Here is a 23439-nt window from a genome sequence, read left to right as displayed (position 1 = left end):
CGGCGTCAGCAGCGGACGGGGGACAACGCGAAGTCCTCCACCGTGGGGGTGGTGGTGTTGATCCTCGTCTGCCGGGTCTGGGGCTTCCAGTTGTCCTTGGCGACGATCATCGTCAACGGGTTGTTCCGACGGTCCAGCCAGTAGGCGTACTTGCCCTCGGCGTCCGTGGAGAACGTCCAGGACATCGCCCACGAGTCGACCTGCACGGTGGCACCGGAGAGCGGCGAGCTGGCACCCTGGCAGCTCGTCCCGGTGACCGTGCCCGTCAGCTTGCCCCAGGTCGTCGGCTGCAGCACGTTCATCGTGACCGCGACCGGCTCGACCGTGTACGGGGTGTTCTCCTTGATGGCGACCGAGGCGGTGTAGGTGCCGGGCTGGTCCACGTTCGCCGTCATGCCGACGTTGACCGTGACGGCCTCGCCCGGCGCCAGGGTGGCCGCCGTCTTGTCGATCGTCATCCAGCTGACGTCGGCGGTGCTGACGGCGCACTCCTCGAAGCCGGGCAGCGACTCGCTGTCCCGCGTCGCGGTGAAGCCGCCGGAGGAGCCGCCGACCTTGTAGAAGCCGCACGCCGCGCCGCCGCGGTAACGCGCCGTGTTGGCGTTCGGCAGGCTCGACCACGAGGAGGTGGCCGGGTCGTAGGCGAAGCCCACGTTGGTGATGGCGCCACCCTGCGAGCCGCCCACGACCAGGAACTTCCCGTTGGCCACGGCGAACGAGCTGGCCCAGTTGTCGGCCGGCGCGTCGGCGATGGCCGTCCAGGTGTTGGCGCCCGGGTCGAAGGCGTAGCTCGCCTTCTGCGCCACGGAGCCGTCGTTGCCTCCGGTGCAGTAGACGATGCCGTCGATCCCGCCGCAGGAGAGGAAGGCCACCGACTTCGGGTAGTCCGCCAGGGTCTCCCAGCTGTCGCTGGCCGGGTCGTACCGCACGACGTCGTTCGACATCGGCGTGCAGGACGCCGTGGTGCAGCCACCGACGGCGTACAGCTTGCCGCCCGCGACCGCCTGGCCCGCAGCAGAGCGCGGCGCGGGGTTGTCGGCCTTCTCCGTCCAGGTGTTGGCCGCCGGATCGTACGACCAGGTGGTGCCGTCCGGGCCGGCCGCCGCCCAGCCGCCGGTCGCGATGATCTTGCCGTCCAGGACGCCCACCGTCATGGCGGTACGCGCGCCGGGCAGATCGGCGATCGCGGTCCAGGTCTGCGCGACCGGGTCGTAGGCGTAGTTCTTCGCCGAGGACGCCGAGCCGGTGCCGCCGGCGATGGAGTACACCTTGCCGCCCAGGTTGACCACCCGGTTGTCCATCACCACGGCCGGGTAGTTGGCGATGTCGGTCCAGGGCGCGGCCTGCGGGCCGGCCTCGGGCGACGCCGCCGCCGTCGACTTGCCGGACGTCTTCGCCGCGAACGAGGTCGGGACCTCGAGCCGCTGCACCGGCGCGCCCTGGGAGCCGAGCACCTCCTGCTTGCTCATCCGGGACCCGTCGGCCCGCAGCAGCTCGAACCCGCCGGGGCGCTCACTGAACTCGACGGAGACCGGGGCCCCGCCGGTGTTCGTCACCGTGAACGCCTTGGTGACCTTGCCGCTGGGCATCCGGGCCGTGCCGGTGACCTGGGCCGGCTTGACCGACAGGCGGCCCGCCGCGAGCTGGAAGTTCGCCGCCGTGGCCCAGTCGGCCTGGACGTCGACCTGCTTGCTCTGGCTGACGTAGCTGCCGGCCCGGGCGGTGAACTTGTGGGTGTCCGTCAGCGTCGAGAACAGCCAGTAGAAGCCGTCCGCCAGTCCCGGGTCGTCCGGGGTCGCCACGGTGGTGGCCTTCTCCGCCGGCCGGTCGTCGCTGGTGACGGTGGCGCCGTTGACGTAGCCGTTGTCGTTCTTGTCGCGGACGTGGCCGAGCACCAGGCCGCCGTCGATCGGCGTGCAGGTGAGCTGGCTGCCGATCAGGACGTTGTCGATCGACCACCACCACTCGTACGAGGCGTCGTAGTAGCGGAACCGGACCCGCGCCTGGGCCTGGCCCGCCGCCTGCGGAATGGCGACCTCGGTCACCTTCGGGCCGCGGACGTCGGCCGCCTGCCGGAGCACGTTGGTCCACGTGGTCCCGCCGTCGAGGCTGAGGTCGACGTCGGCGCGGTCGCTGCCCAGCCAGTTGTAGTCCTGGTTGAACCGGATGACCGGTGCGGTGACGCCGGTCAGGTCGACGACCGGGCTGACGAGCGAGGTGTCCTGCTTGCCGCCGGAGCCGTACTCGTCGCTGTCGACGATCGCGAAGTTGCCGGTGCCGCCGGTCAGGTTGCCCCGGGCACCGTCGTCCGTGAACTTCCAGACCTGGCCGCTGGCGGCGTGGTCCACCACGGACCAGCCGGCCGGCACGGTGCTGCCGTCGAAGGTCTCGTACTCGCCGTCGGAGCCGAAGCGGTAGCCGGGTGCGGTCGTGCAGGCGTTGGTCTGCACCGGCACCGCCACGTTGGCCGTGGCGTTACCCGTGCCGACCACGACCTGCTTGGTCACCGTCTGGTAGCCCGGGTACTGCGACTCGACCTTCAGGTCGTAGGTGGCGCCGGCCGGCAGCTTGAGGCTGTAGCGGCCGTTGACGGGGGTGGTGTAGTCGGACACGCCCGACGGACCCTGCACGGTCACCTTCGCGTAGAGCGGCCAGCCGTGCCCGGAGCCGTCGGTGACGGTTCCGCTGACGGTGACGCTCGGCACCGCCGTCAGCGCCACGTCGACGGTCGTGGTCGCGTTGCGGGCGACCGTGGCCGGCGTGGTCTTCGCCTGGTAGCCGAACGCCGCCACGGCGACCTGGTAGTCGCCGGCCGGGAGCAGGGACGAGTACGTCCCGTCGGCCCCGGTGGTCAGCTCGCGGTCAGCCGCGCCGGTCAGGGTCACCGTGGCGCCGGCGATCGGGGCGCCGGTGGTCGCGTCCGTGACCTTGCCGGCCAGGGTGCCGGTGTCGTCGATCGGGGCGGCGCTGAGCAGCGCGAGCGCGTCCAGGCGGCCCTCGCCGAACACGTTGTTGTCGTCGGTGGTGCCGCCGCACTGGGTGTCGGCCTTGTCGATCGCCGAGTTGTCCAGCAGCGCGCGGGTGGCGTTGACGTCGCCGACGAGCGCCGGTGCGGCGGACCACAGCAGCGCGATCGCGCCCGCGAGGTGCGGGGCGGCCATCGAGGTGCCGTTGTAGCTGGCGTAGCCGCCGCCCGGAATGCTCGACCGGACGTTCACGCCGGGCGCCGCGATGTTGGGCTTGATCTCGCCGTTCTGGCCGGCGCCGCGGGAGGAGAAGCTGGCGATGTTGTTGTTGACGTCGTAGGCGCCGGCGGAGTAGTTGCTGACCAGGCTGCCCGGTGAGCCGCTGGTCTGGCAGGCCGATCCGCTGTTGCCGTTGGACCAGACGCCGAAGATGCCCGACGCGGTCCAGGCCAGCGTCACGTCCTCCATGAACGGGTCGTTGGAGGGCAGCGTGGTTCCCCACGAGTTGTTGATGATGTTCGGGCGCTTGCTCGCGTCCGGGTTCTGGCCGTTGAGGTCAGTCGGCTCGAGCATCCACTGGCCGGAGGTGACCAGCGCCGCGTCGGTCGGGCAGCAGCCGTTGGCCGCGATCCACTTCACGTCGGGCGCGACGCCGATCTGGTTCGCGCCGGCGGAGCCGGCCATCGTCCCCATCGTGTGCGTGCCGTGCCCGTTGGTGTCACAGGGCGCGGCGCAGGAGCCGGTGGCACGGAACCAGTTGTAGTTGTGGTCGAACGTGCCGTCGCCGTTGTTGCCCCGGTAGGAGTTCACCAGCGCGGGGTGGTCGAACTGGACCCCGGTGTCGATGTTCGCCACCGTGATGCCGGCGCCCTTGGCACCGTACTGGGACCAGACGTCGTCGGCGTTGATGTTCGCGATGCCCCACTCGAGGGCGTTCACCGTCTTCTCGTCGGTGCCCTCGGTGACCTCGGGCACCTTGTAGGCGACCGGGGCGTACAGGCCTTCGACCTCGGCGTGCGCGGCGAAGCTCTGCGCCATCGTCAGGGAGCCGCCGCTGACCTTGATCGCGTTGGTCGCCCAGAAGGTCTCGTACTTCGTGCCCGTGCCGTCGAGCTCGGCCCGGATCTTGGACTGGCTGCCGGCGGCGGTCTTCTTCAGGGCGTCGGCGACGGCGGTACCGCGCTTGGCCCAGTCCTTGATGGCGGCGGCCTGGCTGAGGTCCGCCTTGTCCTTGAAGCGGATCCAGAATTCGCCCTCCGTCTTGCCCTGGAGTGCCTTCGTGAGCTCCGGCCGGATCTTGTCGGACGGGGAGGCCTGTGCGCCTGACCCTGTCGCGGCCAGGCTTGTCGCGGCGAGGATCATCGCCGCGCCGGCGCTGACCAGTGATCTGGCCCAGCGCCTCGTGGGTGGACGTGTGAACATTCGGTGGTGCCTCCTCCAGAACGACCCAGAGTGGAACGAGCCATGGTGGAGGGTGCAGGGGCTCGTCTCCGTTCGGATGAGCGGGATCCGGCCCCTCCATGCCCCCCAAGGCACCGCGCGGGTCACGCCGGCTGCCCGTCTGGACACTATGATCGACAAGAATGGACGATCAAGAACTTGCCGTAAGCAATTTGTCACTAGCCGTTGGCCGGCGAATGGGGAGCTTGCCAATGATTGTCACGGTCCTGACGAAGATGGGCAGAGGCTGTCCATAGTTTCCGGGTGGGTGCTGTGGGGGCACGCGACGAAAGCACTGCGCCGGGCGGACCAGATCCGGCCGACGAACCATTTCCGCTGGTGATCGCGGTGACGCCGTCGGCGGCCGAGCGGATACGACTCGCGGAACGGCTGGAGGGTGTCGCGCCGCTGCTGCTGGTCGCCGACCTCGACGAGCTGCGCCGGCTGATCGCGGCCCCGCCGGGGCCCGCCCGGACGCCGTCCGCGCGCCCGTCGGCCGCCGACGACGACGCGCTGCTGATCGACTCGGCCCGGTCGACGGCCCGCAGCCGGGGCCGCGAGATCGGCCTGACGCGCCTCGAGCACGACCTGCTGGCCTGCCTGACCACCGAGCCGATCCGGGTGTGGAGCTACGCCGAGCTGCACCGCTCGGTCTGGCGTGACGAGGGCCGGGAACGCAGGGCGGACGTGCAGTCCCTGGTCAAGCGGCTGCGCCGCAAGCTCCACGAACTCGGCACCGGGGTGGCCATCGACGCGGTGCGCGGCGTCGGGTTCCGGCTGACCGACCATCAGCAGCCGAAGGTCAGCGGCTCAGGATGACTGCCTGACTTGGGCAGCCCGGGCCCGGCACCGTGCGACCGGCGGACCGAACCGGACCGGGACGCCGGGGGAATACAGCACGCTCACCGGCGCCCCGGCGGGCGGCGGCAGCCCGGCGGCGGCGACCAGGTCGTCGTCCAGGTGCAACAGCTCCGCCCGGTGCAACGGCCAGCGGGGATGCCAGTTCGGCAGGTGCAGCGTCCGCCCGTACGCCCGGGTGTGCAGCCCCCAGCGGGCGGTGACGAAGTGCTCCAGCGGGGTCGGGTCGGCGACCAGCTCCCCCACCCGCACCACCATGCGGCTCGTCGCGCCCACCGGGCCGGGCCAGCGGCGCCGGCACCGGTAGGTGTAGCGGTCGCCGTCCCGGACCAGCCGCATCGCCGACCACATGTACGGCAGTCCCAGGGTCACCCGGGCGACCAGCACCGGGACCAGCCGCGACGCGTCGAGCGAACGGAACACCACGGCGCGCCGGCCGGTGTCGTCCACCGAGTAGAGCCGGACGTTGGTCTCCCAGAAGCTGCCGAAGTACGGGATCCCCGGCCCTCGGCCGAGACCCAGCCCCACCATCCGGAAGCCGATCAGACCGACGTGGCTGACCCCGTCGAGGGTGTCGGGGCGGGTCCCCTCGGGCAGCAGCGGCGCGACGAGTTCCGGCGCGACCGCCCAGTGCAGGAACGTCAGGTCTTCCCACCGCTGCCGCAGGATCCCCCGCCGGAACGCCTGCTCGGGCGCGGCGTCGATCGGCTCGATGTGCACGTACCCCATCCTGCCCCGCCGGGGCGGGCGGCGTCGCCCGGGGCAGCCTCCGTCCGCCGCCCCGGGGCCGTCGCCGGCGACCCGCGCCGGCGCGGCCGGTCAACGATGGGCGGCGGCGGCCTCCTCGCCCTCGCGCCCCCTGGGGAGGACCGGATCGGACGTGCTCCAGGACCGCCACAGGCGGCTGTACCCGCCCCCGGCCGCCAGCAACTGCTCGTGCGTGCCGTGCTCGACGACGCGCCCGTGCTCCAGCACGACGACGCGGTCCGCGGTGGCCGCCTGGCTGAGGCGGTGGGCGACGATCAGCGTCGTACGGCCCTCGGTGGCCGCCGTGGCGGCGCGGTCGAGGTCACGCGCGCCCGCGCTGCCGGCCTCCGCGGTGGCCTCGTCGAGGATCGCGACGGCGGGGTCGGCGAGGACGAGGCGGGCCAGGGCGAGCTGCTGGGCCTGGGCGGCGGTGACGTGCCGCCCACCCTCCCCCACGCACGTGTCGAGACCGTCGGGCAGGGTACGCAGCCAGTCGGCGACGCCCACCAGCTCGAGCGCGGCGGTGATCTCGGCGTCGGTGGCGTCCGGGTCGGCGAGGCGCAGGTCGTCGCCGAGCGTCCCGGCGAAGACGTGCACCTCCTGGCTGATCAGCGCGATCTCGCGCCGGACGCGGTGCTCGTCCAGGTCGGTCAGCGGCACGCCGCGCAGGCGGACCGCGCCGCTGGTGGGCGCGATGATTCCGGCGGCGACGCCGGCGAGCGTGCTCTTGCCCGCGCCGCTCGCGCCGACGAGGGCGACGCGTTCCCCGGGTGCGAGACGGAGGGCGACGTCCCGCAGCACGACGGGCCCGTCGTCGTAGCAGTGCCGGTCGACGAGCACCTCCAGCGCCGCGGGTCCGAGCGCGCCCGTCGCGGGCCGTGGCGCACGGGCTGGCCCGGAGCCGTCGGGCGCAGCGGTGTCGGGCAGCGCGGTGACGCCGACGAGCCGGGCGAGGCTCGCCCCGGCCTGGAGCACGGAGTCGGCCTGGAAGAGCAGCAGGCCGATCGGGTTGAACAGGCGGTGGAAGTAGAGGGCCGCGGTGGTCGCCGCGCCCACGGTCGCCAGGTCGTCGCGCACCAGCATGAACCCGGCGAGCAGGACGGCGGCGAGGCCGACGAACTCCGACCGGTTCATCCGTAGCCCGAACCGGGTGTGCAGGTTGAAGATCTCCAACGACAGGTCGCGGGCGGCGGCGGAGCGGTCGGCGATCCCGCCGACGTGCGTGTCCTCCAGCCGGTAGGCGCGCACGGTCGCCGCGCCGCGCAGCGCCCCGGCCATCGCCTGCGTCCGCTCGCCCGTCGCGACCCGCTCGCGCGCGTAGTACGGGACGGACCGCCTCAGGTACCAGCGCAGCGCCAACGCGTAGGCGGGGGCCGCTGCCAGCCCGGCGAGGCCGAGGCGCCAGTCCAGCGCGAAGAGCCCCAACGCGGTCAGCACGATGGACAGCAGCGCGCCGAGGAAGGCGGGGCCGCTGGTGGCGATCGCGTTCGTCACCACGGCCACGTCGTCGCCGGCGCGGGCCACCAGGTCCCCGGTGCCGGCGCGCTCCAGCGTGGCCGACGGCAGGTGCAGGGCACGGTCGAGGACCCGCTCCCGCAGCCGCGCCAGCACGGTCTCGCCGAGGCGTGCGGTGAGCGCGGCGCCGATCGCGGTGAGGACGCCGGCGAGCACCGCGGCACCCGCGATCACCCCCGCCCAGGCCACGACGCGGGGCGTGTCGGATCCGGCGATGACGTCGTCGACGAGGCGGCCGAGCACCCAGGGGGCGACCAGCCCGGTCGCCGCCGCGGCGACCAGCAACGTGCCGGCGGCGGCGCTGAGCCCGGGCAGCCGGGCGAACTCGACCCGGAGGGCGGCCCAGGTCTGCCGCGCGGTGGCCGTGGGCAGCAGCCGCCTGGTCCGCACGTCGGGCGTGCTCGGCTCGTCGGTCATCGCAGGACCTCCTCCCGGTAGCGGGCGTCGCTGGCGAGCAGGTGCTCGTGCGGTCCCTCGGCGACGACCCGCCCGCGGTCGATCACGACCACCCGGTGCGTGCCGCGCAGCAGGACCGGGCTGTTGGTGATCAGCACCGTGCCGCGGGCCGCCACCGCGCGGGCCGAGGTGAGCCCCTCGGCGAGCAGCGCCTCGGTCACCGCGTCGACCGCCGTGGTGGGGTTGTGCAGCACCAGCACCGGCGGGTCGGCGACGAGCGCCCTGGCCAGCCCGATCCGCTGCCGCTGCCCGCCGGAGAGGTTGGCGCCCCGCTCGGTGAGCAGCCGGTCGAGGCCGTGCGGGTGCGCGGCGAGCACGTCCTCGGCCGCCGCGGCGCGTACGGCGGCGCGCAGGACCGCCTCGTCGGCGTCGGCGCCGGCGGCGAGGTTGGCGCGCAGCGTCCCCTCGAACAACGCCACGTCGTGCTGCTCGACCAGGAGGATGCCGCGTACGGCGTCGACGTGCAGGTCCTCGGCGGGCACGCCGTCGACGTACAGCGTGCCCCGGTAGTCCTCCCGGGGCACGCGGCCGGAGAGCAGCGTCACCAGCGCCTCGGCCTCGCTCGGGTCGTGGGCGAGCACACCCAGGACCTCACCGGCGCCGACCCGCAGGCACAGCCCGTCGAGTCCGGCGTACCCGACCGCGTCGAGGGTGAGCCGCGCCGGGGCCGGGGCGGGTGGCCCGGCGGTACCCGGCCGGGTGAGCGGCTCGGCGCCGAGGACCCGGGCGACCCGCCCGGCGCTGGCGCGGGCCATGGCGAACAGCTGCACGGACCAGCCCAGCGTCTGCACGGGCTCGGCGACGAACTGGGCCAGCCCGACGACGGCGACGAGTTCGCCGACGGTGAGCCGGCCCTGGATCGCGAGCCAGCCGGCGACCCCGGCGACCGCCGCGAGGAAGAGGCCGTTGACGGTGGTGGTGAGCCCGAGGTGCAGGCCCTTGGTGGTGGCGGCGCGCAGGGTGACGTCGAGGGCGTGGCGGCTGGCGGCCGCGTACCGGCGGGCGGCGTGGTCCTGCGCGCCGATGCCGCGCAGCACGCGCAGGCCGGTGACGAGGTCGACGGCGAGCGAGGTCGTGGCGGCGAGGGCCTCCTGCTGCGCGGCGCTGCGCCGGCTGAGCAGCGGCGCCATCCGTTGCAGGGCGACGACCACCAGCGGCACGCCGACGAGCACGCCCAGCCCGAGGGGGACGTCGACGACGAGCAGCGCGGCGGCGGAGACCGCGATGGCGGTGAGCGCGGCGGCGCAGAGCCCCGCGACCCGTACGACGAGCGCGGTCAACTCGGCGTCGGAGGCGGTGACGGACAGCAGCTCGCCGTCGCGCATGCCGGAGCGGTTCCCGCGCGGGTCGAGGGCGCTGCGGGCGATCTCGACGCGCAGGAGGTGGGCCTCCTGTTCCAGGGCGGCGTATCCCAGGCGGGCGCCGGTGCGGTAGGCGAAGGCGAGGACGGTGAACAGGACGGCGAGACCGGCGAGGGAGAACAGCAGCGCCCGTACGTCCCCGGTGGCGACCGCGCGGTCGATGATCACGCCGATCGCGACCGGGACGAGGGCCTCGGTGGCCTGGTGGGTGCAGAGCAGTGCGGTGCCGGCCACCACGCGGCCGCGCTGGCGGCGCAGGGCGCGGCGCAGGACCGTCCCGCCGCTGGTCTTCCCGGCTGCCACGGGCGTCAGGCCCCGACGGGCGCGACGGGGACGCCCGGCCGGCCGTCGGTCGGGGCGCCGCAGCCGGCCGGCACGGTGACGTCGGCCCGGGTGGGGTTCAGGGTCCGCACCCCGGGGTCGCCCGCGACCCGGAGAAACGACGATGTGTGCACGAGCTGCGTCCTCCCAGCGATCGAAGGCCAGGTTAGCCTCACCTAATGGCTCCGGTGAACGGGGGCTCGGCGACCCGTCAGCCGCCCACCTGCGCGCCGGGGCCCGGGCCGGTCGCCACGTGATGGCGGCCGATCGGCAGCATCAGCGGCTTCTGCGACGTCGGATCGACGATCACCTGGCTTTCGAGGCCGAACACCGCGCGGACGCACTCCCGCGTCAGGACCCGCGCCGGCTCCCCCGCGGCGTGCAGCCTGCCGGCGGCCAGCGCGATGAGGTGGTCCGCGTACCGGGCGGCGAGGTTGAGGTCGTGCAGCACCATGACGATCGTCGTGCCGCGCGTCAGGTTGAGGTCCGTGAGCAGGTCGAGGACCTCGACCTGATGGCTGACGTCGAGGAACGTCGTCGGTTCGTCGAGCAGCAACAGGTCCGTCTGCTGGGCCAGGGCCATCGCGATCCAGACCCGTTGCCGCTGGCCGCCGGAGAGCTCGTCGACCGGGCGGTCGGCGAGGTCCGCCGTCTGCGTCGCGTCCAGGGCCGCCGCCACGGCGGCGTCGTCCTCCCGGCTCCAGCGCGAGAACACACGCTGGTGCGGGTTGCGGCCACGACCGACGAGGTCGGCCACCGTGATCCCCTCGGGCGCCGTCGGCGACTGGGGAAGCAGGCCGAGGGTACGGGCCAGTTGCCTGGCCGGCAGCCGGTGCACCTGCTCGCCGTCGAGCAGGACGTGGCCGGCGCGGGGCGCCAGCAGGCGCGACATCGACCGCAGCAGGGTCGACTTGCCGCACGCGTTCGCGCCGACGATCGCCGTGATCTTCCCGGGCGGCACGAGGAGGTCGAGCGAGTCGATGACGACGCGGTCGGCGTAGCCGAGCGTCAGGCTCTCGACCACGAGCGTGTGGGTGGTGGTCACAGCGAGCCTCCCGCGCGGTTCGTACGGATGAGCAGGTAGATGAGGTAGGGGGCGCCGAGCACGCCGGTGACGACACCCACGGGGAAGCGCGTGTCGAAGGCGAACTGACCGGCGAAGTCCGCGACGAGCACCAGCAGGGCGCCGACGAGGGCGGAGGGCAGCAGCAGCGAGCCGGCCGGGCCGACGATCCGGGCGGCGATCGGCCCGGAGAGGAAGGCGACGAAGGCGATCGGCCCGGTCGCCGCCGTGGCGAAGGCGATGAGACCGACGGCCGCGACGATGACCAGGATCCGGGTGCGCTCCAGGCGTACGCCGAGCGCCGCCGCGGTGTCGTCGCCCAGCTGCATCATGGAGAGGTTGCGGGCCTGACCCAGCAGCACCGGCGCCAGGACGGCCACGGCGACCGCCACCGGGACGGTCTCCGCCCAGGTGGCGCCGTTGAGGCTGCCGGTCAGCCAGCGCATCGCCTCCTGCAGGTCCCATTCGGCGGCCTGGGTCAGGACGTACGCGGTGAGGCTGTCGAGCATCGCGGCGATGCCGATGCCGATCAGGACGAGGCGGGTTCCCGCGACGCCGTCCTTGAACGACAGCGTGTAGACGACCAGCGCCACCGCCAACCCGACGACGATCGCGAAGGCGGACACCCCGGCCTCCCCGAGGTGCAGCGTCACGATCGCGAAGGCGGCTGCGGCGCTCGCTCCGGAGCTGATGCCGATGATGTCGGGGCTGGCCAGCGGGTTGCGCAGCATCGTCTGGAAGGTGACGCCGCCGAGCCCGAAGCAGGCCCCGGCCAGGATCGCGAGGACCGCCCGGGGCAGGCGGAGCGTGCCCACCGCGAAGGAGGCCCCGGGGACGTCCTCGCCGGCGATCACCGCCAGTACGTCCGCCGGCGGATAGAAGGTGCGCCCCACCATCAGCGAGACGGCGAACGTGGCGACGACGAGGGCGGCCAGCACGACGAGCACGCCGCGTCGCCGGAGCGTACGGCGGACGCGGCCGTGGGTGACGGCCTCGAGAGTCGTGGTGCTCACAGCTCGCGCACCTTCTGCCGGCGGACGATGTGGATGAAGAAGGGGGCGCCGATCAGCGCCGTCACGATGCCCACGTCGATCTCCGCCGGGCGCGCCACCACCCGGCCGACGACGTCCGCGGCGGTCAGCAACGACGCGCCGAGGAGCGCGGAGTACGGCAGCAGCCACCGGTGGTCGAGCCCGACCAGCAGGCGGCACACGTGCGGGACGACCAGGCCGACGAACCCGATGGGTCCGGCGACGGCCGTGGCGGCGCCGCAGAGCAGCACGGCGCCGATCGCCGCGACGGCCCGCACGACGGCCACCCGTTCGCCGAGCCCCGCCGCGAGTTCGTCGCCGAGCGCGAGCGAGTTCAGGGCCCGGGCCGACAGGAGGCAGATCGCGAAACCCACGGCGAGGAACGGCAGGGCCTGCCGGAGGCTGTCGTAGGTCGCACCGCCGACCCCGCCGATCTGCCACGAGCGGAAGCCGCCGGCCACGTCGTTGCGGGGCAGCACGAAGGCGCTGATCAACGACGCGAGCGCGGCGGACGTGGCGGCGCCGGCGAGGGCGAGCTTCAGTGGCGTCGGGCCACCGCGTCCCAGGGAGCCGACGGCGTACACGAAGACCGCCGCGAGGGCGGCGCCGAGGATCGCCGCCCAGAGGTAGCCGGTCGCCGAGGAGAGGCCGAAGGTGACCATGGCGGTGACCACGGCGAGCGACGCCCCCATGTTCACGCCCAGGATGCCGGGGTCGGCCAGCGGGTTGCGGGTGACGCCCTGCATGACCGCCCCGGACAGGCCGAGGGCCGCGCCGACCGCCACGGCGAGCAGGGTCCGCGGAATCCGTTTGGTGACGGCGGCCTGCTCCATGGTCGCGTCCGCGCCCTGGAACGCGGCGAGGATGTCGGACCATCCGACGGTGCGGGAGCCCAGCGCGACCGACGCCAGCATGAACGCCAGCAGCACCGCGGCCGCGACGAGGAACCACAGCAGCCGTACCCGGGCCGGACGCCGCACCACGGCGACGTCCGGCAGGGCGCGCGAGTCGAGCGTGGTCATGACACCTTGTCGGCGGCCTTGGCGAGCATCGCGACGTAGTCGTTCAGCACGAACGGGATGGCCAGCGGGGTCGGGTTCGCCGCGGTGCCCAGCGGCGTGCTGCCGGAGAGCATGACCACCGAGCCACGCTTGATGGCGGGGATCTTCGACAGCAGCGGGTCGGCCTGCGCGGCGGCGAGCAGCTTGTCGTCACCGTAGGCGACGATGACGTCCACGTCGTCGAAGACCTGGATCTGCTCGGCACTCTGGTCGAGCGTGAACTTGTCGGTGCCGGCGGAAAGCCCGGCGATGCTCGCCGGAGCCTTCATCCCGAGGTCCGCGAAGAACTGGGCCCGGGTGTCGTGCGTCGTGTAGAAGCCGATCTTGCTGAGGTCGGTCGGGTCGACGTGCGTCATGAACATCGCCGACTTCCCTGCCAACTGCGGGTGCTTCCCGGCGGCCTCGGCCATCTGCTTCTCGATGTCGGCGACCAGCGCGTCGCCCTCCTTGGCCAGGCCGAGGGCCTGGCTCTCCAGCTTGATCGTGTCGCGCCACGCCGTGGCCCAGGGCGCCTTCGGGTAGGCGACCACCGGAGCGATCTTGCTGAGGGTGTCGTAGTCCTGCCGGGTCAGACCCGAGTACGCGGCGAGGATGACGTCGGGCCTGGTGTCCGCGACCGCCTCGAAGTTGATGCCGTCGTTCTCGTCGAACAGCACCGGGGCTGTCCCGCCCAGCGACTTGAGCTTCTCGGCGACCCACGGCAGGACGCCGTCGTTGTCGTCGTCGCCGAAGTTGGCCTTCGCCATCCCCACGGGAACGATGCCGAGAGCCAGCGGAACCTCGTGGTTCGCCCAGGCGACCGTCGCGACCCGCTTCGGCTTCTCCTTGATCGTCGTCGTGCCGAGCGCGTGCGTGATCGTGATGGGGAATGCCGAGGAGCCGCCGTCGGCCGGGGCGTCCTCGGCCTTCGACGAATCGCCGCACGCGGTGAGCGCCAGCGCGGCGGCCAGGGCGACGACCCCGGTGAGGAAGCGGTTTGAACGCATGAAAGTGCACCTCAATGCAGGTAAGGGAAGGCTAACCTAACACACGCTCCAGGGCGGTCTTGATCTACCGCAAGCACCGCCGGGAATCGCACCCGCAGGCCGCCTCATCTGGGTTATCGGGGCGACGCGGTCCGCGCCGTGGAGCGCGGGCCCCGCCGTCCGGCGAGCGCGACGGGCGCCGGGCGGACGGGCGCGGCCGCGAACACGAACCGAGTCGAGGACGGCCGGACGGGGTGCGGGACGACCTCCGGGCCGGGGGCGAGCCTCCGCACCCGGGTCGATCCTCCGCCTTCGATGGCCAGGGGCGGGAGATCAGCCGGACCAAGGTCAGGCTAACCTAACTTCGCAGCCAGGAGGTGGCTCACGATCCTCGAAGGAGCGACACCATGACCGTCGGCAGCACACTGGTCGAGGCCGAGGTGATCAGGCGCCCGATGCTCGCCGAGGTCGTCGCCAACCGGCCACTCACGCCTCATCTTCGGCGCATCACCCTGACCGGCGCCGAGATCGACCGCTTCGGCTACGACGGGCCGGACCACCTGGCACGGATCTTCCTCGCCCCCACGCCCGACGCCGACCTGCACCTGCCGGACTCCGCACAGTGGTGGCCCGCCCTGCAGGCCATGCCGGCGGAGCGACGACCGGTGGTCCGCAACTACACGGTCCGGCGCCTGGACGCCGGCCGACGCGAGCTGGACATCGACTTCGTGCTCCACGGCGACGGCGGACCGGCCTCCGCCTGGGCGCTCAGGGCCGCCCCGGGCGACCGGATCGGCGTGCTCAGCGACGGCGCCGCGTACGCCCCGCCCGCCGACACCGACTGGCAGCTGTTCGTCGGCGACGAGACCGCCGTGCCGGCGATCACCGCGGCCGTCGAGGCGCTGCCGCCGCAGGCGCGGGCGATCGCGCTGATCGAGGTGGGTTCGGCAGAACACGAGATCGAGGTACGCACGCCGCCGGGCGTCACGCTGACCTGGCTGCACCGGGGCGGCGCACCGGCGGGCGGCAGTGACGTGGTGATCCGTACGCTGCGGGACCTGGCGTTGCCGGCCGGCACGCCGTACGCCTTCGTCGCGGGCGAGTCCGCCATGGTCACGACCGTCCGGCGGCACCTGTGCGCCGAGCGCGGCATCGCCAAGGAGCGCGTGTACTTCGGCGGTTACTGGAAGGTCACCGCGCCCTGAACTCCGATGGCCGTGCGTGTCCGGGTCACCCGCGGACGCGCCACGAGCCGGTCTAGGCGTTGGCCGGGTCCTCCCCGGCCACGGGCCGGTAGCAGCCGGTCGCCAGGATCAGGGCGACGCGGTCCCGGCTCGCGGTGGTCGTGAGGCTGATCGTGATCCCGGTGTCGGGGTCACGCATCGACACGGCGCCCCGGGTGCCGTCGGCGAAGGTGCGGTCCTCGGTGATCTCGTAGCCCTGCTGCCGCCACATGTCCCGGATGCGCCGCAGCGTGGCGATCTGGTCGGCGGGCGGGACCGGGAGTCCGGCGAAGCCGCTCAACGTCCATCGGCCGTCGTCGGCGATCTCGCCCCGCTGGCCCTGGCAGGGCGAGGTGTTGGTCCGCCAGGCGTCGAGGGCGACGCCGGCGGTGGTGGCGACGGCCCGGGCGCGGGCCTCGGCCAGGGTGCTCACCTCGGCGGCTGCCTTGGTCTGCAACGAATCGTCCTTTCCTGACGACGGGCCGGGGTGGCCGCCCGCGCAGGCGGTGGCGGGCGCCAGCCCGGCCGCCACCGCCACGGCGCACCACCGGGGCGGGCGGTGACGCGGGGTCATGGGGCTGTGCCGTGGTCGAGGGCGGCCGCCTCGTAGTCGCCCACGATGACGGCCGCCTGGGAGCGCAGCATCTGACTGTTCTGCGCCCAGTATCCGCTGTGGCCGGACGTGTCGACGTGCAGGACGTTGCCGCCGAACTCCGGGTCGTGCGGGGCGGGGCCGTGGATGCCGACGAGGCCGTCGACCAGCCATTCCCCGACGACGGGTACGCCGTCGAGCCAGCCGATCGTCTCCTCCGGTCGCGCGACGACGGTGTCGTCGGCGGCGGCCCCGGCCCACACGTGTCTCGGGTCGATGTTGAACTCGCCGGCGTTCTCGACCCGCATGCCGGGACTGCCGACGGCGATCATGTCGTCGACGGCGAGGCCGTCGCCGTTGCTGGCGGCCTCGCCGAGGACGGTCGACCCGTAGCTGTGACCGATGGCGGTGACGTGGGACGGGCCGTCGTCGTGGGAGGCGCGGAGCCCGTCGACGAAGCCGTCGAGCGCGCGGGCGCCGGCCTCGGACCTGGCGCCGAACACGGCGCTGACGATGTCGAGGTCCAGCGACGGGGGGTCGTAGCCGAGCCAGGCCACGACGGAGACGTCGCTGCCGGTGGGAGCGAGCTCGACCGAGGCCTCCCGCAGGTCGTTGGCCCGACCGATCAGGCCACGGATGTCGTCGAGTTCGGTGCCGACCCCGGGAACGAGGACCGCGGTGTGGGCGGCGGTGTCCGGGTTGCCGATCGCGACCGCCGCCTTCCCGTCACCCGCCGGATCGACCGAGAGCAGGTAGAGCCGTTCGTGCGGAGCCGCGTTCTCCGTGTCCTCCAGTTTGTCCAGCAGCATGAGCGCGGCGGCGTGCCGCAGGTCGTCCCGGTCGCGGTGCCGGCCCACGTCGTCACCGACGAACGTGCGCAGCGCCAGCTGGTTCGCCGCGTCCCGGTCCGTGGCGGGCAGCCCGTCGAGTGCGCCGATCCGCTCCGGGTAGGCGCTGCGATAGACCTGCCGCTCGTCGTCGGACAGGCCGCTCCACCAGGCGTGCACGTCGGCGGGGCTGCTGCCCGGCGCCGGGATGCCGTCCTCGCTGAGCTGGAGCGCCGCGGCGGCGGCGAGGGCGCCGTCGTTGGCCCTGTCGTACTCCCAGGCGAACTGCCCCGGCGCGCCGGGCTTCAACTGGGTCAGGGCGCGGGCGATCCGGCTGTCGGCCTCGGTGGCCTCGGCGACGATCCGCGTGATGAGGTCGGTGTGGATCGCGGCGTTCCGGACGTGTCGACGGTGCAGCGTCTCCGCGTCCGGGTCGGGCCTGTCCCCTGCCGCCATCGCCGGCGCGGACACCCGCCCGGCCTCGTTTACGGTCAGTCCGAGGGATCGGGCGGCGGCGACGGCCGACTCCAACCGTCGCTGCAGGTCGCCGAACTCCTCCGCCGCTTCCCGCAACACGCTCGCGGCGGTCCGCGTCTGCAGGCTCGCGACCTCGAACTCGTCGTCGAGCTCGCTGAGCCGACCCATCGCGGCGTTGGCGGCAGGCCCCTGCCAGCCCGAGGAGCGCAGCGGCCCGGTCAGCTCGGCCCCGCACCGCGCCTCCAGCTCCGCGCAGGCGCGCGACAGGTCCGTCCAGGCCTGCGCGGCGTCCCGCAGGGGGGCGACGCGCGCCTCGCGCAGGTCCGCGTACGTCACCACCGGGCGGTCACCGCTCGGGGATGTCGAAACGGGCGGCGCTGGCCTCGTCGCTGTAGCGGTAGTCCATCGCGCAGCCCTGCAATGCGTCGCCGACCTGGGACAGATAGCGGTCCAGCCCGGCCAGGTCGTCCGACCACGACCAGCGCAGCTGCTCCAGCGCCGCCCGGGTCTGCCAGCCGGGCAGACCGGAGACCGCGGCCCGCGTCTCGTCTCCGACGTCGGACACACCGCGCCGCAGGTCGTCCCGCAGGTCGTCGCACACCCGCGACGCCGTCTCCAGCAACTCCGGCTCGACGTGAAGTTCGATCACTGACTGGCCTCCCGCGAAGATCGACGCGAGCCTACATAACCGCCCCACGCACCGCGCGGATCGGTCGCCTCAGCCGGTGCCCAGCCCGGCCAGCACGTCGCCGGCGCGCAGGGCGCGCCGGGCACGGCGAGCAGGTGGGTCAGCAGCCGCCGTACGTAGACCGCCTCGACGTCGCGCGGGCTGTCGGGGAACGAGCGGTGGAGCGGCAGCATCGGGCGGTCCGCGCCGGCCATCTCGTCGATGGTTGCCAGCAGCCAGTCGGCCCACCGGACCCGCACCGCCGCCGGGGAGCCGCCCACCGCGGGAAGGATCATACGGCGCGGCCACGGCCATCCTCACCCTGATTCCGGCCCGCCGACGCCCGTCTGGCTCGCCAGGGACAACGCTCGCAGGATGGCTCGGTTTACCCTCGCCGGTATGAACCGACGCACCGATCCGGTTCGGCGTCCCCTGTGGCGCGATCGCCACTTCGGCGCCTACTGGGCTGCGCAGTCGCTCTCCGCCGCCGGCGACTCGTTCGCCTACATCGCGGTGCCGCTGCTCGTGCTCCACGCGACCGGGTCGGTCGCCCAGATGGGCCTGCTCACCGCGGCGGCCGGTGCCGCGTCCGTCGGCGCGGGGATCTTCGGCGGCGTTCTTGTCGACCGGTACGACAGACGCAAACTGATGATCACCGCCGACCTGGCCCGGCTGGTGCTCTACGGCCTCATCCCCCTGGCCTGGCTCGGTGGCCCGCAGGTCTGGCTGCTCTTCGTCGTGCTGCCGATCTGCGAGGCGGCGGGCATGCTGTTCCAGGTCGCCGCGGTGACGGCGGTGCGCAACCTCGTCGACCGGCCCAGGATCACCGAGGCCAACGGTCGTCTACAGGCGACGTACGCGGCGGCTGCCGTGCTCGGGCCGCTGCTCGCCGGCGTGGTGTCGGCCCGCTTCGGCCCCACGGCGGCCATCGCCATCAACGCGGCCAGCTTCGCCCTGTCGGCCTTCGGCCTCTGGCTGGTGCGGCTGCGGCGGTCCGACGACGGTGCGACGGCCGGCGGCGCGACGGCGAGCGAGGGCCGGCTGGCCGAGTTCCTCGCCGGTGCGCGGTTCCTCTGGCGGCAGCCCGTGCTCCGCTCGCTGACCCTCCTGCTGTCGGTCTTCATCTTCCTGACGTACGGCTTCACCGACGTCCTCGTCTACCACGTCAAGCACGACCTCGGCGGCTCCGACGGCACGGTCGGCACGGTGCTGGGGTTGGCGGCCCTGGGCACGGTCGTCGGGGCGCTGCTGGTGGCGCCGCTGCGCCGCAGGCGTGGCTTCGGCATCACCTGGATCGGCGCGCACGCGGTGTGCGGTCTCGCCATCGTGGGCATCGGCGTCGTCGGGAGCGTACGGGGCGTCACCGTGCTGACGGCGGTGTACCTGTGCGGCGTCAGCGTGGGCGGGATCTGCTCGATGTCGCTGCGCCAGGAGATCACGCCGGACCACCTGCTCGGGCGGGTCACCTCGGCGTTCTGGAGCACGCACTACGCGCTCGGTCCGGCCGGCGCCGCCGTGCTGACCTGGGCGGCGGGCCGCTACGGCGTCACCGCGGTCACCGTTGTCGCGGGGGCGGGGTGTCTCCTGGTCGCGGTCGGCGGGCTGTTCACCCCGATCCGCCGCGCCGGCTCGGAGCCGGTGGCCCGCCCGCCGGCGCTCCAGCGGCCCGCGACCAGCCAGGCGTCGTGACCCTGGGACGTGCCACCCGCACGCCGGGGGCCCCGCCCCGCACGTGCCGCCACCATCGCCGGGGGTCAACGGAAGCCCTGCCCGGAGCCGCCGAGCCGGCGCGCCGAGGGCGCCGCCGGGCCCACCGGTCGGCCGACCCGGGCCACGTGCAGCAGGCGCTCCGGCGCCACGCCCAGCAGCGAGCCGAGGGCGTCGCGGGTCGCGGCCGTGTCGATCAGCTGGCTCAGCGGGTGCGCCGCCAGTCCGGCCGCGTGCAGGGTCAGCCACACGCGCGCGAGCACCCGACCGAATTCGACATGTGTCGCGTCGTCCGTCCTGGGCGGTCCGACCAGGACGATCACGGCGCCACCGCGTGCGAGCGGGTTGCCGGACGCCGCCGCGAGGAGCCGGGGCAGGCCCAGCGGGCGCAGGACCGGGTACGCCGCCAGCGCCGCCCGCAACGCGGTCGCCTCGTGCCCGGACAGACCCAGGCACCGGTCGGTGAGCCCGTCGGCGTGGTAGTCCGGGTGCGCCGGCGTGAGCCGCAGCCACGACCGCAGCTCGGCGACCACGCTGGGATCCGCGTACGTCTGCCGGTCGGCGGCCCTCAGCAGGCGGGCCAGCCGGCCGGCGTCCGGTACGGCCCGAACGGTCCCGCCCGACGCCCGCGCGACGGCGTCGGCGGCGGCCAGCACCTCGGCGTCCGGGCCGGCTGAGAACCGGCCCCGGTGGGTGCGGCGGGTGAGCACCTGCGCCGCGTCGAACGGGGTGTCGTAGCGGTGCGGGGACGCCCGCAGCCAGCCCGCCCGCCGGTCGGCGGCACAGTGGTCGGCGACGAAGCGCAGCCGGAGCCCGGCGTCGGCGGCGACGACCAGGCAGGTCTCGACGAAGGCGCCCAGGGACAGCCGCAGGTCCCGGCCGGACGGATCGGCCGCCGGCAGGGTGTGCGCCGGCTCCCAGCCCACCCGGACCGCATCGGGCTGATGGTCGAGGCGCCACGGCTGGGTGTTGTGCGCGCTCGGCGCCCGCCAGCAGAGCGGCGCCAGGGCGCGGAACGCCGCGAGGTCCATGTCTACAGCGCCTTCTCGTAGAAGGTGTACCCGTGCAACGGCCGGCCGCCCGACGCCCGGTACTGCGCGGCCGAGGCCGGGTTGTCCCGGCCGACGTAGGTGCTGCGCAGCGTGGTGTACCCGCCGGCGTGCAGGTTGCGGCGCAGCGCGCCGGAGAGCAGCCGCTGGTATCCGCGCCCCTGGTACTCGGGCAGCACGCCCTTGATGATCAGCACCGCCTCCCGCCGGTACCGGCGGCGGACCGTCAGCAGCCGGAGCTGGTGGAACAGGTTGAGGTTGCCCCGGACCCGGATGACGAACTCGCTGATGTCCGGTACGCAGAGCACGAACGCCACGGGCTGCCCGGCCCTGGTCAGGTAGAGCAGCAGCGACTCGTCCAGCAGGTACGCGAGCCCGTCGGTCTGCCGGCGCAGCTGCGCGGCGGAGATCTCGGTGTAGTAGCCGAGCTGGGCGAAGGACGCGTTGAGCATCCCGCGCAGCAGTTCGAGCTGCTCGGCGAGGCGCCGGACGTCGCCCCGGTGCACCCGCAGCTCCGCGCCGTCGGGGTCGGTGCCGGGCTCGTCGGTGCCGGGCTGGTCGGCGCCAGCGGAGACCGGGCAGATCCAGGTGTCCGACTCGAACCGCCGGTGGAACCCGTACGACTCGTAGGCGGTCACGTACCGGGGCGGGTTCCAGGCGCTGTCGATGAAGCCCCGGTCGGCGTACCCGGAGGTGATGACGCCACCCGACTGGTTGGGCAGCAACGCCACCGGCCCGAAGAGCGCGTCGCGGTCGCCGGCGGCGCGGGCGGCGGCGACGATCGCCTCGAACAGCGGTCGCGCCGCCGCCTCGGTGAACTCGGTGAGCCCGAAGAGCTGACACCGGCGGCCGAGCTTGGCGTCGAGGGCGGTGTCGGTGTGCAGGGTGGTGCGCCCGACGACCGCACCGGTGGCGCCGTCGCGCAGCACGTACATCGGCACGCCCTCGCGCCACCACCGCCGCACCTGCTGACGCGACGGCGGCACGAAGCGCGGCTCGCCGGCGTACACCCGGTCGGTGAGCGCCAGGAACTCGCGCAGGCCACGCCGGTCGACGACCCGCTCCAGGCCGCGCGGGGCGGTCATCGCCGCACCGCCGGTCCCACCGTCTCCGAGCCCAGCGGAGTGAACGTCTCGATGTGCCCCAACTCGGTGGACTCGGCCCGCCACAGGCCGTTGGAGTAGCCGTCGGGTTCGGCGGTGAAGAGCCGGATGAAGCCCGCGGTGGCGTTGCGGTCGCCGTCGGTGAGCCAGACCATCAGCTTGCGGTGGTGACGGGAGCGGGCGAAGCGCATCAGTGCCTCGCGGTCGGTGAAGAACGCGACGGTGCCGAGGGTGAACGGGAACTCCCAGTACACCCGGTGCCAGCGGTATCCGGACATGCGGCGCATGTCGCGGACCATCCGGCGCCAGGCAGGGAAGAGCCGCAGGATCGCCAGCGGCCCCCGGTAGCGCGTGGCGCCGAAGAACATGGCGCCGGCCTGGGCCCGCGCGGGGGCGCGGGAGAAGTCACGGGTACGCATCGCTCAGCCCTTCAGGTAGACGTTCTTGATCTTCTGCTGTCCGGCGAACGGGCCGGCGTCCGGTTCGTGCAGCTCGACGCGGAGATCGCCGGCGGTCGGGTCCTCGGTCAGCGACTGCGCGAAGTCGCGGGAGACGGCCGCCAGGTGCCGGCGTACCCCGCTGCGGCAGGCGGCGGCGAGAGCCTCGCGGTCCGACCCGGACAGCGGGCGGCGCAGCTCCAGATGGACCACGGGTCGGGTCTCCAGCGCGGCGTCCTCGGCCAGCGACAGGCAGAACCGGCTGATCTCGGCGGCGTACGGGTTGCCGGCGTAGAGGCCGTACTCCACGTCCTGGGGATACAGGTTGGCGCCCAGGTACGACACCGTCGAGTCGCGCCGGCCGAACAGCAGCAGCACCGGCAGGGTCATCCGCTCGCTGGCCAGCGCCGCGCGGCAGTCCGCCCAGCGCCGCGGGTCGCCGCGGACCAGGTCGAGGATCCGTCGGTACCCGACGAGCAGCGCCTCGTCGCCGACGTTGTACCGCAGCCGTGGTTGCAGGACGTCGGGACCGGTGATCGTGCAGAGCAGTTCCCGGCGCTCGTTGGTCTCCAGGTAGGTGGCCAGCGGGTTGTACTGGAACGCCATCGGCAACCGCTGCTCGTCGGCGCCGAGCAGTGCCGCCCGCAGCTCGGGGTCGTCACGCAGACGTCGCCGCAGCCACACCGTGAACCGGGTCTCCGCGCCGATGCCGATGGTCAGGTCCGAGGCGCCGTACGCCGACCGGACCCGCAGGAACCGTTCCTCCAGATAGGCGCGCAGCGCCTCCGTCATCGCCTCTCCCCCGCAGCTGGCGAAGATGCGGTGGCGCGACCAGTCGAAGCCCTCGGCGTCGAGCCGGTCGCGCAGGTGCTTGAGGAACGGCGGGTACGCGGTCACCAGGTAGTCGAAGTCCGGGCCGAACTCGCGCAGCGTGTCGACGATCTTGCCGAGGTCCGGGCCGGTGTTCTTGACCACCGCGATCCGGGCCATCGCGGCGCCGGTCGTCGTCCCGGTCGCCCACGCGCCCATCGAGTAGGCGTTGATGACGAACGGGCGACGCATCGGGAAGACCAGGCTGGTGTAGCCGACGATGTCGCGGTGCACCGCGCGCAGCTCGCGCTCGCCCCGGGGCCAGTTGAAGGGCCGGCCCGACGAGCCGGCCGACTCGTCGACCACCACGCCCCGCTCCGGCAGTCGTCCGCCCCGGCAGCGCCGGGCGGCGTCGAAGGGGACGACGTAGCTCACCTTGTCGGTCTCCGGGAAGTCCCGCAGCCGGCGGCGGGCCCCGGCCGGCCGGGCGCGCAGGAAGGCGCGGTACGCCGGGACGTCCAGCGCGGCGAGCGCGCAACCGGCGCGCGCGTTCGCCGCCGCGAGCAGGTCCAGTGCCCGGTGGTGGCGCCGGGCCGACCACCGCCACGCGGCGGGATGGCTGCCGGCGAGCCGCACCGCCGCCCCGAGCAACCGGCCGGAGATCGTCAGACGTGCCCGTCGCCAGCGCTCGCCGGCCGTCAGACGTGGTGCCGTGAGAAGGGACGGATCAGCGTATCGATGCAGCGTCTCGGCCATGTCGAAA

General features: G+C 73.5%; 20 protein-coding genes. 3 read left to right on the top strand and 17 right to left on the bottom strand.

The genetic code is table 11. The features are described 5' to 3' along the window. Nucleotides 1–5: 5 nt before the first annotated feature. Nucleotides 6–4388 carry a S8 family serine peptidase gene (locus tag EV374_RS26315; protein ID WP_132239842.1) on the bottom strand — a complete coding sequence of 1461 codons (4383 nt, stop codon included), beginning with the start codon at nt 4386–4388 and terminating at the stop codon, nt 6–8. 357 nt (nt 4389–4745) lie between these two features. Between EV374_RS26315 and EV374_RS26310 the strand changes: the two genes are divergently transcribed. Then, a complete protein-coding gene (locus EV374_RS26310) occupies nt 4746–5225 on the top strand; it encodes a winged helix-turn-helix domain-containing protein (RefSeq protein ID WP_486485974.1) in 480 nt (159 codons plus the stop codon). On the opposite strand, the gene EV374_RS26305 is transcribed toward EV374_RS26310, so the two are convergent. The 8 genes from EV374_RS26305 to EV374_RS26275 form a co-directional block, all read right to left on the bottom strand. Then, entirely contained in the window at nt 5217–5984 is a 768-nt protein-coding gene (locus EV374_RS26305; protein ID WP_132239841.1) for a YqjF family protein, read from the bottom strand. The two genes, EV374_RS26310 and EV374_RS26305, sit on opposite strands and share 9 nt — an antisense overlap. A 99-nt stretch (nt 5985–6083) precedes the next feature. Continuing rightward, nucleotides 6084–7943: an ABC transporter ATP-binding protein gene (locus tag EV374_RS26300; RefSeq protein WP_132239840.1), complete on the bottom strand. Its 1860-nt coding sequence runs from the start codon at nt 7941–7943 to the stop codon at nt 6084–6086. Further along, nucleotides 7940–9646 carry an ABC transporter ATP-binding protein gene (locus EV374_RS26295; protein WP_486485973.1) on the bottom strand — a complete coding sequence of 569 codons (1707 nt, stop codon included), beginning with the start codon at nt 9644–9646 and terminating at the stop codon, nt 7940–7942. Before EV374_RS26295 ends, EV374_RS26300 begins: the two co-directional genes overlap by 4 nt. A 5-nt stretch (nt 9647–9651) precedes the next feature. Next, entirely contained in the window at nt 9652–9798 is a 147-nt protein-coding gene (locus tag EV374_RS32775) for a hypothetical protein (protein ID WP_165947919.1), read from the bottom strand. Nucleotides 9799–9875: 77 nt separating this feature from the next. Then, a complete protein-coding gene (locus tag EV374_RS26290) occupies nt 9876–10709 on the bottom strand; it encodes an ABC transporter ATP-binding protein (RefSeq protein ID WP_132239839.1) in 834 nt (277 codons plus the stop codon). Then, complete coding sequence (locus EV374_RS26285) at nt 10706–11740, bottom strand: iron ABC transporter permease (protein WP_132239838.1); 1035 nt, start codon at nt 11738–11740, stop codon at nt 10706–10708. Before EV374_RS26285 ends, EV374_RS26290 begins: the two co-directional genes overlap by 4 nt. Continuing rightward, nucleotides 11737–12780, bottom strand: coding sequence for a FecCD family ABC transporter permease (locus EV374_RS26280; protein WP_132239837.1), 1044 nt, complete (start codon nt 12778–12780; stop codon nt 11737–11739). The genes EV374_RS26285 and EV374_RS26280 overlap by 4 nt, the downstream gene beginning before the upstream one ends. Further along, nucleotides 12777–13805, bottom strand: coding sequence for an iron-siderophore ABC transporter substrate-binding protein (locus EV374_RS26275; protein WP_132239836.1), 1029 nt, complete (start codon nt 13803–13805; stop codon nt 12777–12779). Before EV374_RS26275 ends, EV374_RS26280 begins: the two co-directional genes overlap by 4 nt. 386 nt (nt 13806–14191) lie before the next feature. Between EV374_RS26275 and EV374_RS26270 the strand changes: the two genes are divergently transcribed. Beyond that, nucleotides 14192–14989, top strand: a complete 798-nt coding sequence (locus EV374_RS26270) for a siderophore-interacting protein (RefSeq protein ID WP_132239835.1) — start codon at nt 14192–14194, stop codon at nt 14987–14989. A gap of 52 nt (nt 14990–15041) precedes the next feature. Here the strand turns inward: EV374_RS26270 and EV374_RS26265 are convergent, their stop codons facing one another. The 4 genes from EV374_RS26265 to EV374_RS26250 form a co-directional block, all read right to left on the bottom strand. Next, a complete protein-coding gene (locus EV374_RS26265; RefSeq protein WP_486485972.1) occupies nt 15042–15464 on the bottom strand; it encodes a hypothetical protein in 423 nt (140 codons plus the stop codon). 113 nt (nt 15465–15577) lie between these two features. Beyond that, nucleotides 15578–17242 carry an alpha/beta hydrolase gene (locus tag EV374_RS26260; RefSeq protein WP_132239833.1) on the bottom strand — a complete coding sequence of 555 codons (1665 nt, stop codon included), beginning with the start codon at nt 17240–17242 and terminating at the stop codon, nt 15578–15580. Between the two features lie 7 nt (nt 17243–17249). Further along, a complete protein-coding gene (locus tag EV374_RS26255) occupies nt 17250–17552 on the bottom strand; it encodes a type VII secretion target (RefSeq protein ID WP_132239832.1) in 303 nt (100 codons plus the stop codon). Then, the gene (locus EV374_RS26250) at nt 17549–17851 is read right to left on the bottom strand and encodes a hypothetical protein (RefSeq protein ID WP_132239831.1); all 303 of its coding nucleotides are present in this window, start codon (nt 17849–17851) and stop codon (nt 17549–17551) included. Before EV374_RS26250 ends, EV374_RS26255 begins: the two co-directional genes overlap by 4 nt. A 118-nt stretch (nt 17852–17969) precedes the next feature. Here EV374_RS26250 and EV374_RS26245 point away from each other — a divergent pair, with 118 nt between their 5' ends. Further along, nucleotides 17970–19259 (top strand): MFS transporter, encoded by a 1290-nt coding sequence (locus EV374_RS26245; RefSeq protein WP_132239830.1) that lies wholly within the window; start codon nt 17970–17972, stop codon nt 19257–19259. A gap of 65 nt (nt 19260–19324) precedes the next feature. On the opposite strand, the gene EV374_RS26240 is transcribed toward EV374_RS26245, so the two are convergent. The 4 genes from EV374_RS26240 to EV374_RS26225 are packed head-to-tail and all read right to left on the bottom strand — an operon-like array spanning nt 19325 to nt 23432. Continuing rightward, complete coding sequence (locus EV374_RS26240; protein ID WP_132239829.1) at nt 19325–20308, bottom strand: nitroreductase family protein; 984 nt, start codon at nt 20306–20308, stop codon at nt 19325–19327. 2 nt (nt 20309–20310) lie between these two features. Beyond that, nucleotides 20311–21411, bottom strand: a complete 1101-nt coding sequence (locus EV374_RS26235) for a hypothetical protein (RefSeq protein ID WP_132239828.1) — start codon at nt 21409–21411, stop codon at nt 20311–20313. After that, nucleotides 21408–21848 carry a DUF4188 domain-containing protein gene (locus EV374_RS26230; RefSeq protein WP_132239827.1) on the bottom strand — a complete coding sequence of 147 codons (441 nt, stop codon included), beginning with the start codon at nt 21846–21848 and terminating at the stop codon, nt 21408–21410. The genes EV374_RS26235 and EV374_RS26230 overlap by 4 nt, the downstream gene beginning before the upstream one ends. A gap of 3 nt (nt 21849–21851) precedes the next feature. Then, a complete protein-coding gene (locus tag EV374_RS26225; RefSeq protein WP_132239826.1) occupies nt 21852–23432 on the bottom strand; it encodes a phenylacetate--CoA ligase family protein in 1581 nt (526 codons plus the stop codon). Between the last annotated feature and the right edge of the window lie 7 nt (nt 23433–23439).

The sequence above is a fragment of the Micromonospora sp. CNZ303 genome, from assembly GCF_004345505.1.
This window is presented reverse-complemented; position numbering and strand designations above follow the sequence as displayed.

Bases quoted from the DNA above. Each gene is read 5' to 3' on its own strand.
- EV374_RS26315 (WP_132239842.1), bottom strand. From the start codon at position 4,388: ATGTTCACACGTCCACCCACGAGGCGCTGGGCCAGATCACTGGTCAGC.
- EV374_RS26300 (WP_132239840.1), bottom strand. From the start codon at position 7,943: ATGACCGACGAGCCGAGCACGCCCGACGTGCGGACCAGGCGGCTGCTG.
- EV374_RS26280 (WP_132239837.1), bottom strand. From the start codon at position 12,780: ATGACCACGCTCGACTCGCGCGCCCTGCCGGACGTCGCCGTGGTGCGG.
- EV374_RS26275 (WP_132239836.1), bottom strand. From the start codon at position 13,805: ATGCGTTCAAACCGCTTCCTCACCGGGGTCGTCGCCCTGGCCGCCGCG.
- EV374_RS26270 (WP_132239835.1), top strand. From the start codon at position 14,192: ATGACCGTCGGCAGCACACTGGTCGAGGCCGAGGTGATCAGGCGCCCG.
- EV374_RS26245 (WP_132239830.1), top strand. From the start codon at position 17,970: ATGAACCGACGCACCGATCCGGTTCGGCGTCCCCTGTGGCGCGATCGC.
- EV374_RS26240 (WP_132239829.1), bottom strand. From the start codon at position 20,308: ATGGACCTCGCGGCGTTCCGCGCCCTGGCGCCGCTCTGCTGGCGGGCG.
- EV374_RS26235 (WP_132239828.1), bottom strand. From the start codon at position 21,411: ATGACCGCCCCGCGCGGCCTGGAGCGGGTCGTCGACCGGCGTGGCCTG.
- EV374_RS26230 (WP_132239827.1), bottom strand. From the start codon at position 21,848: ATGCGTACCCGTGACTTCTCCCGCGCCCCCGCGCGGGCCCAGGCCGGC.
- EV374_RS26225 (WP_132239826.1), bottom strand. From the start codon at position 23,432: ATGGCCGAGACGCTGCATCGATACGCTGATCCGTCCCTTCTCACGGCA.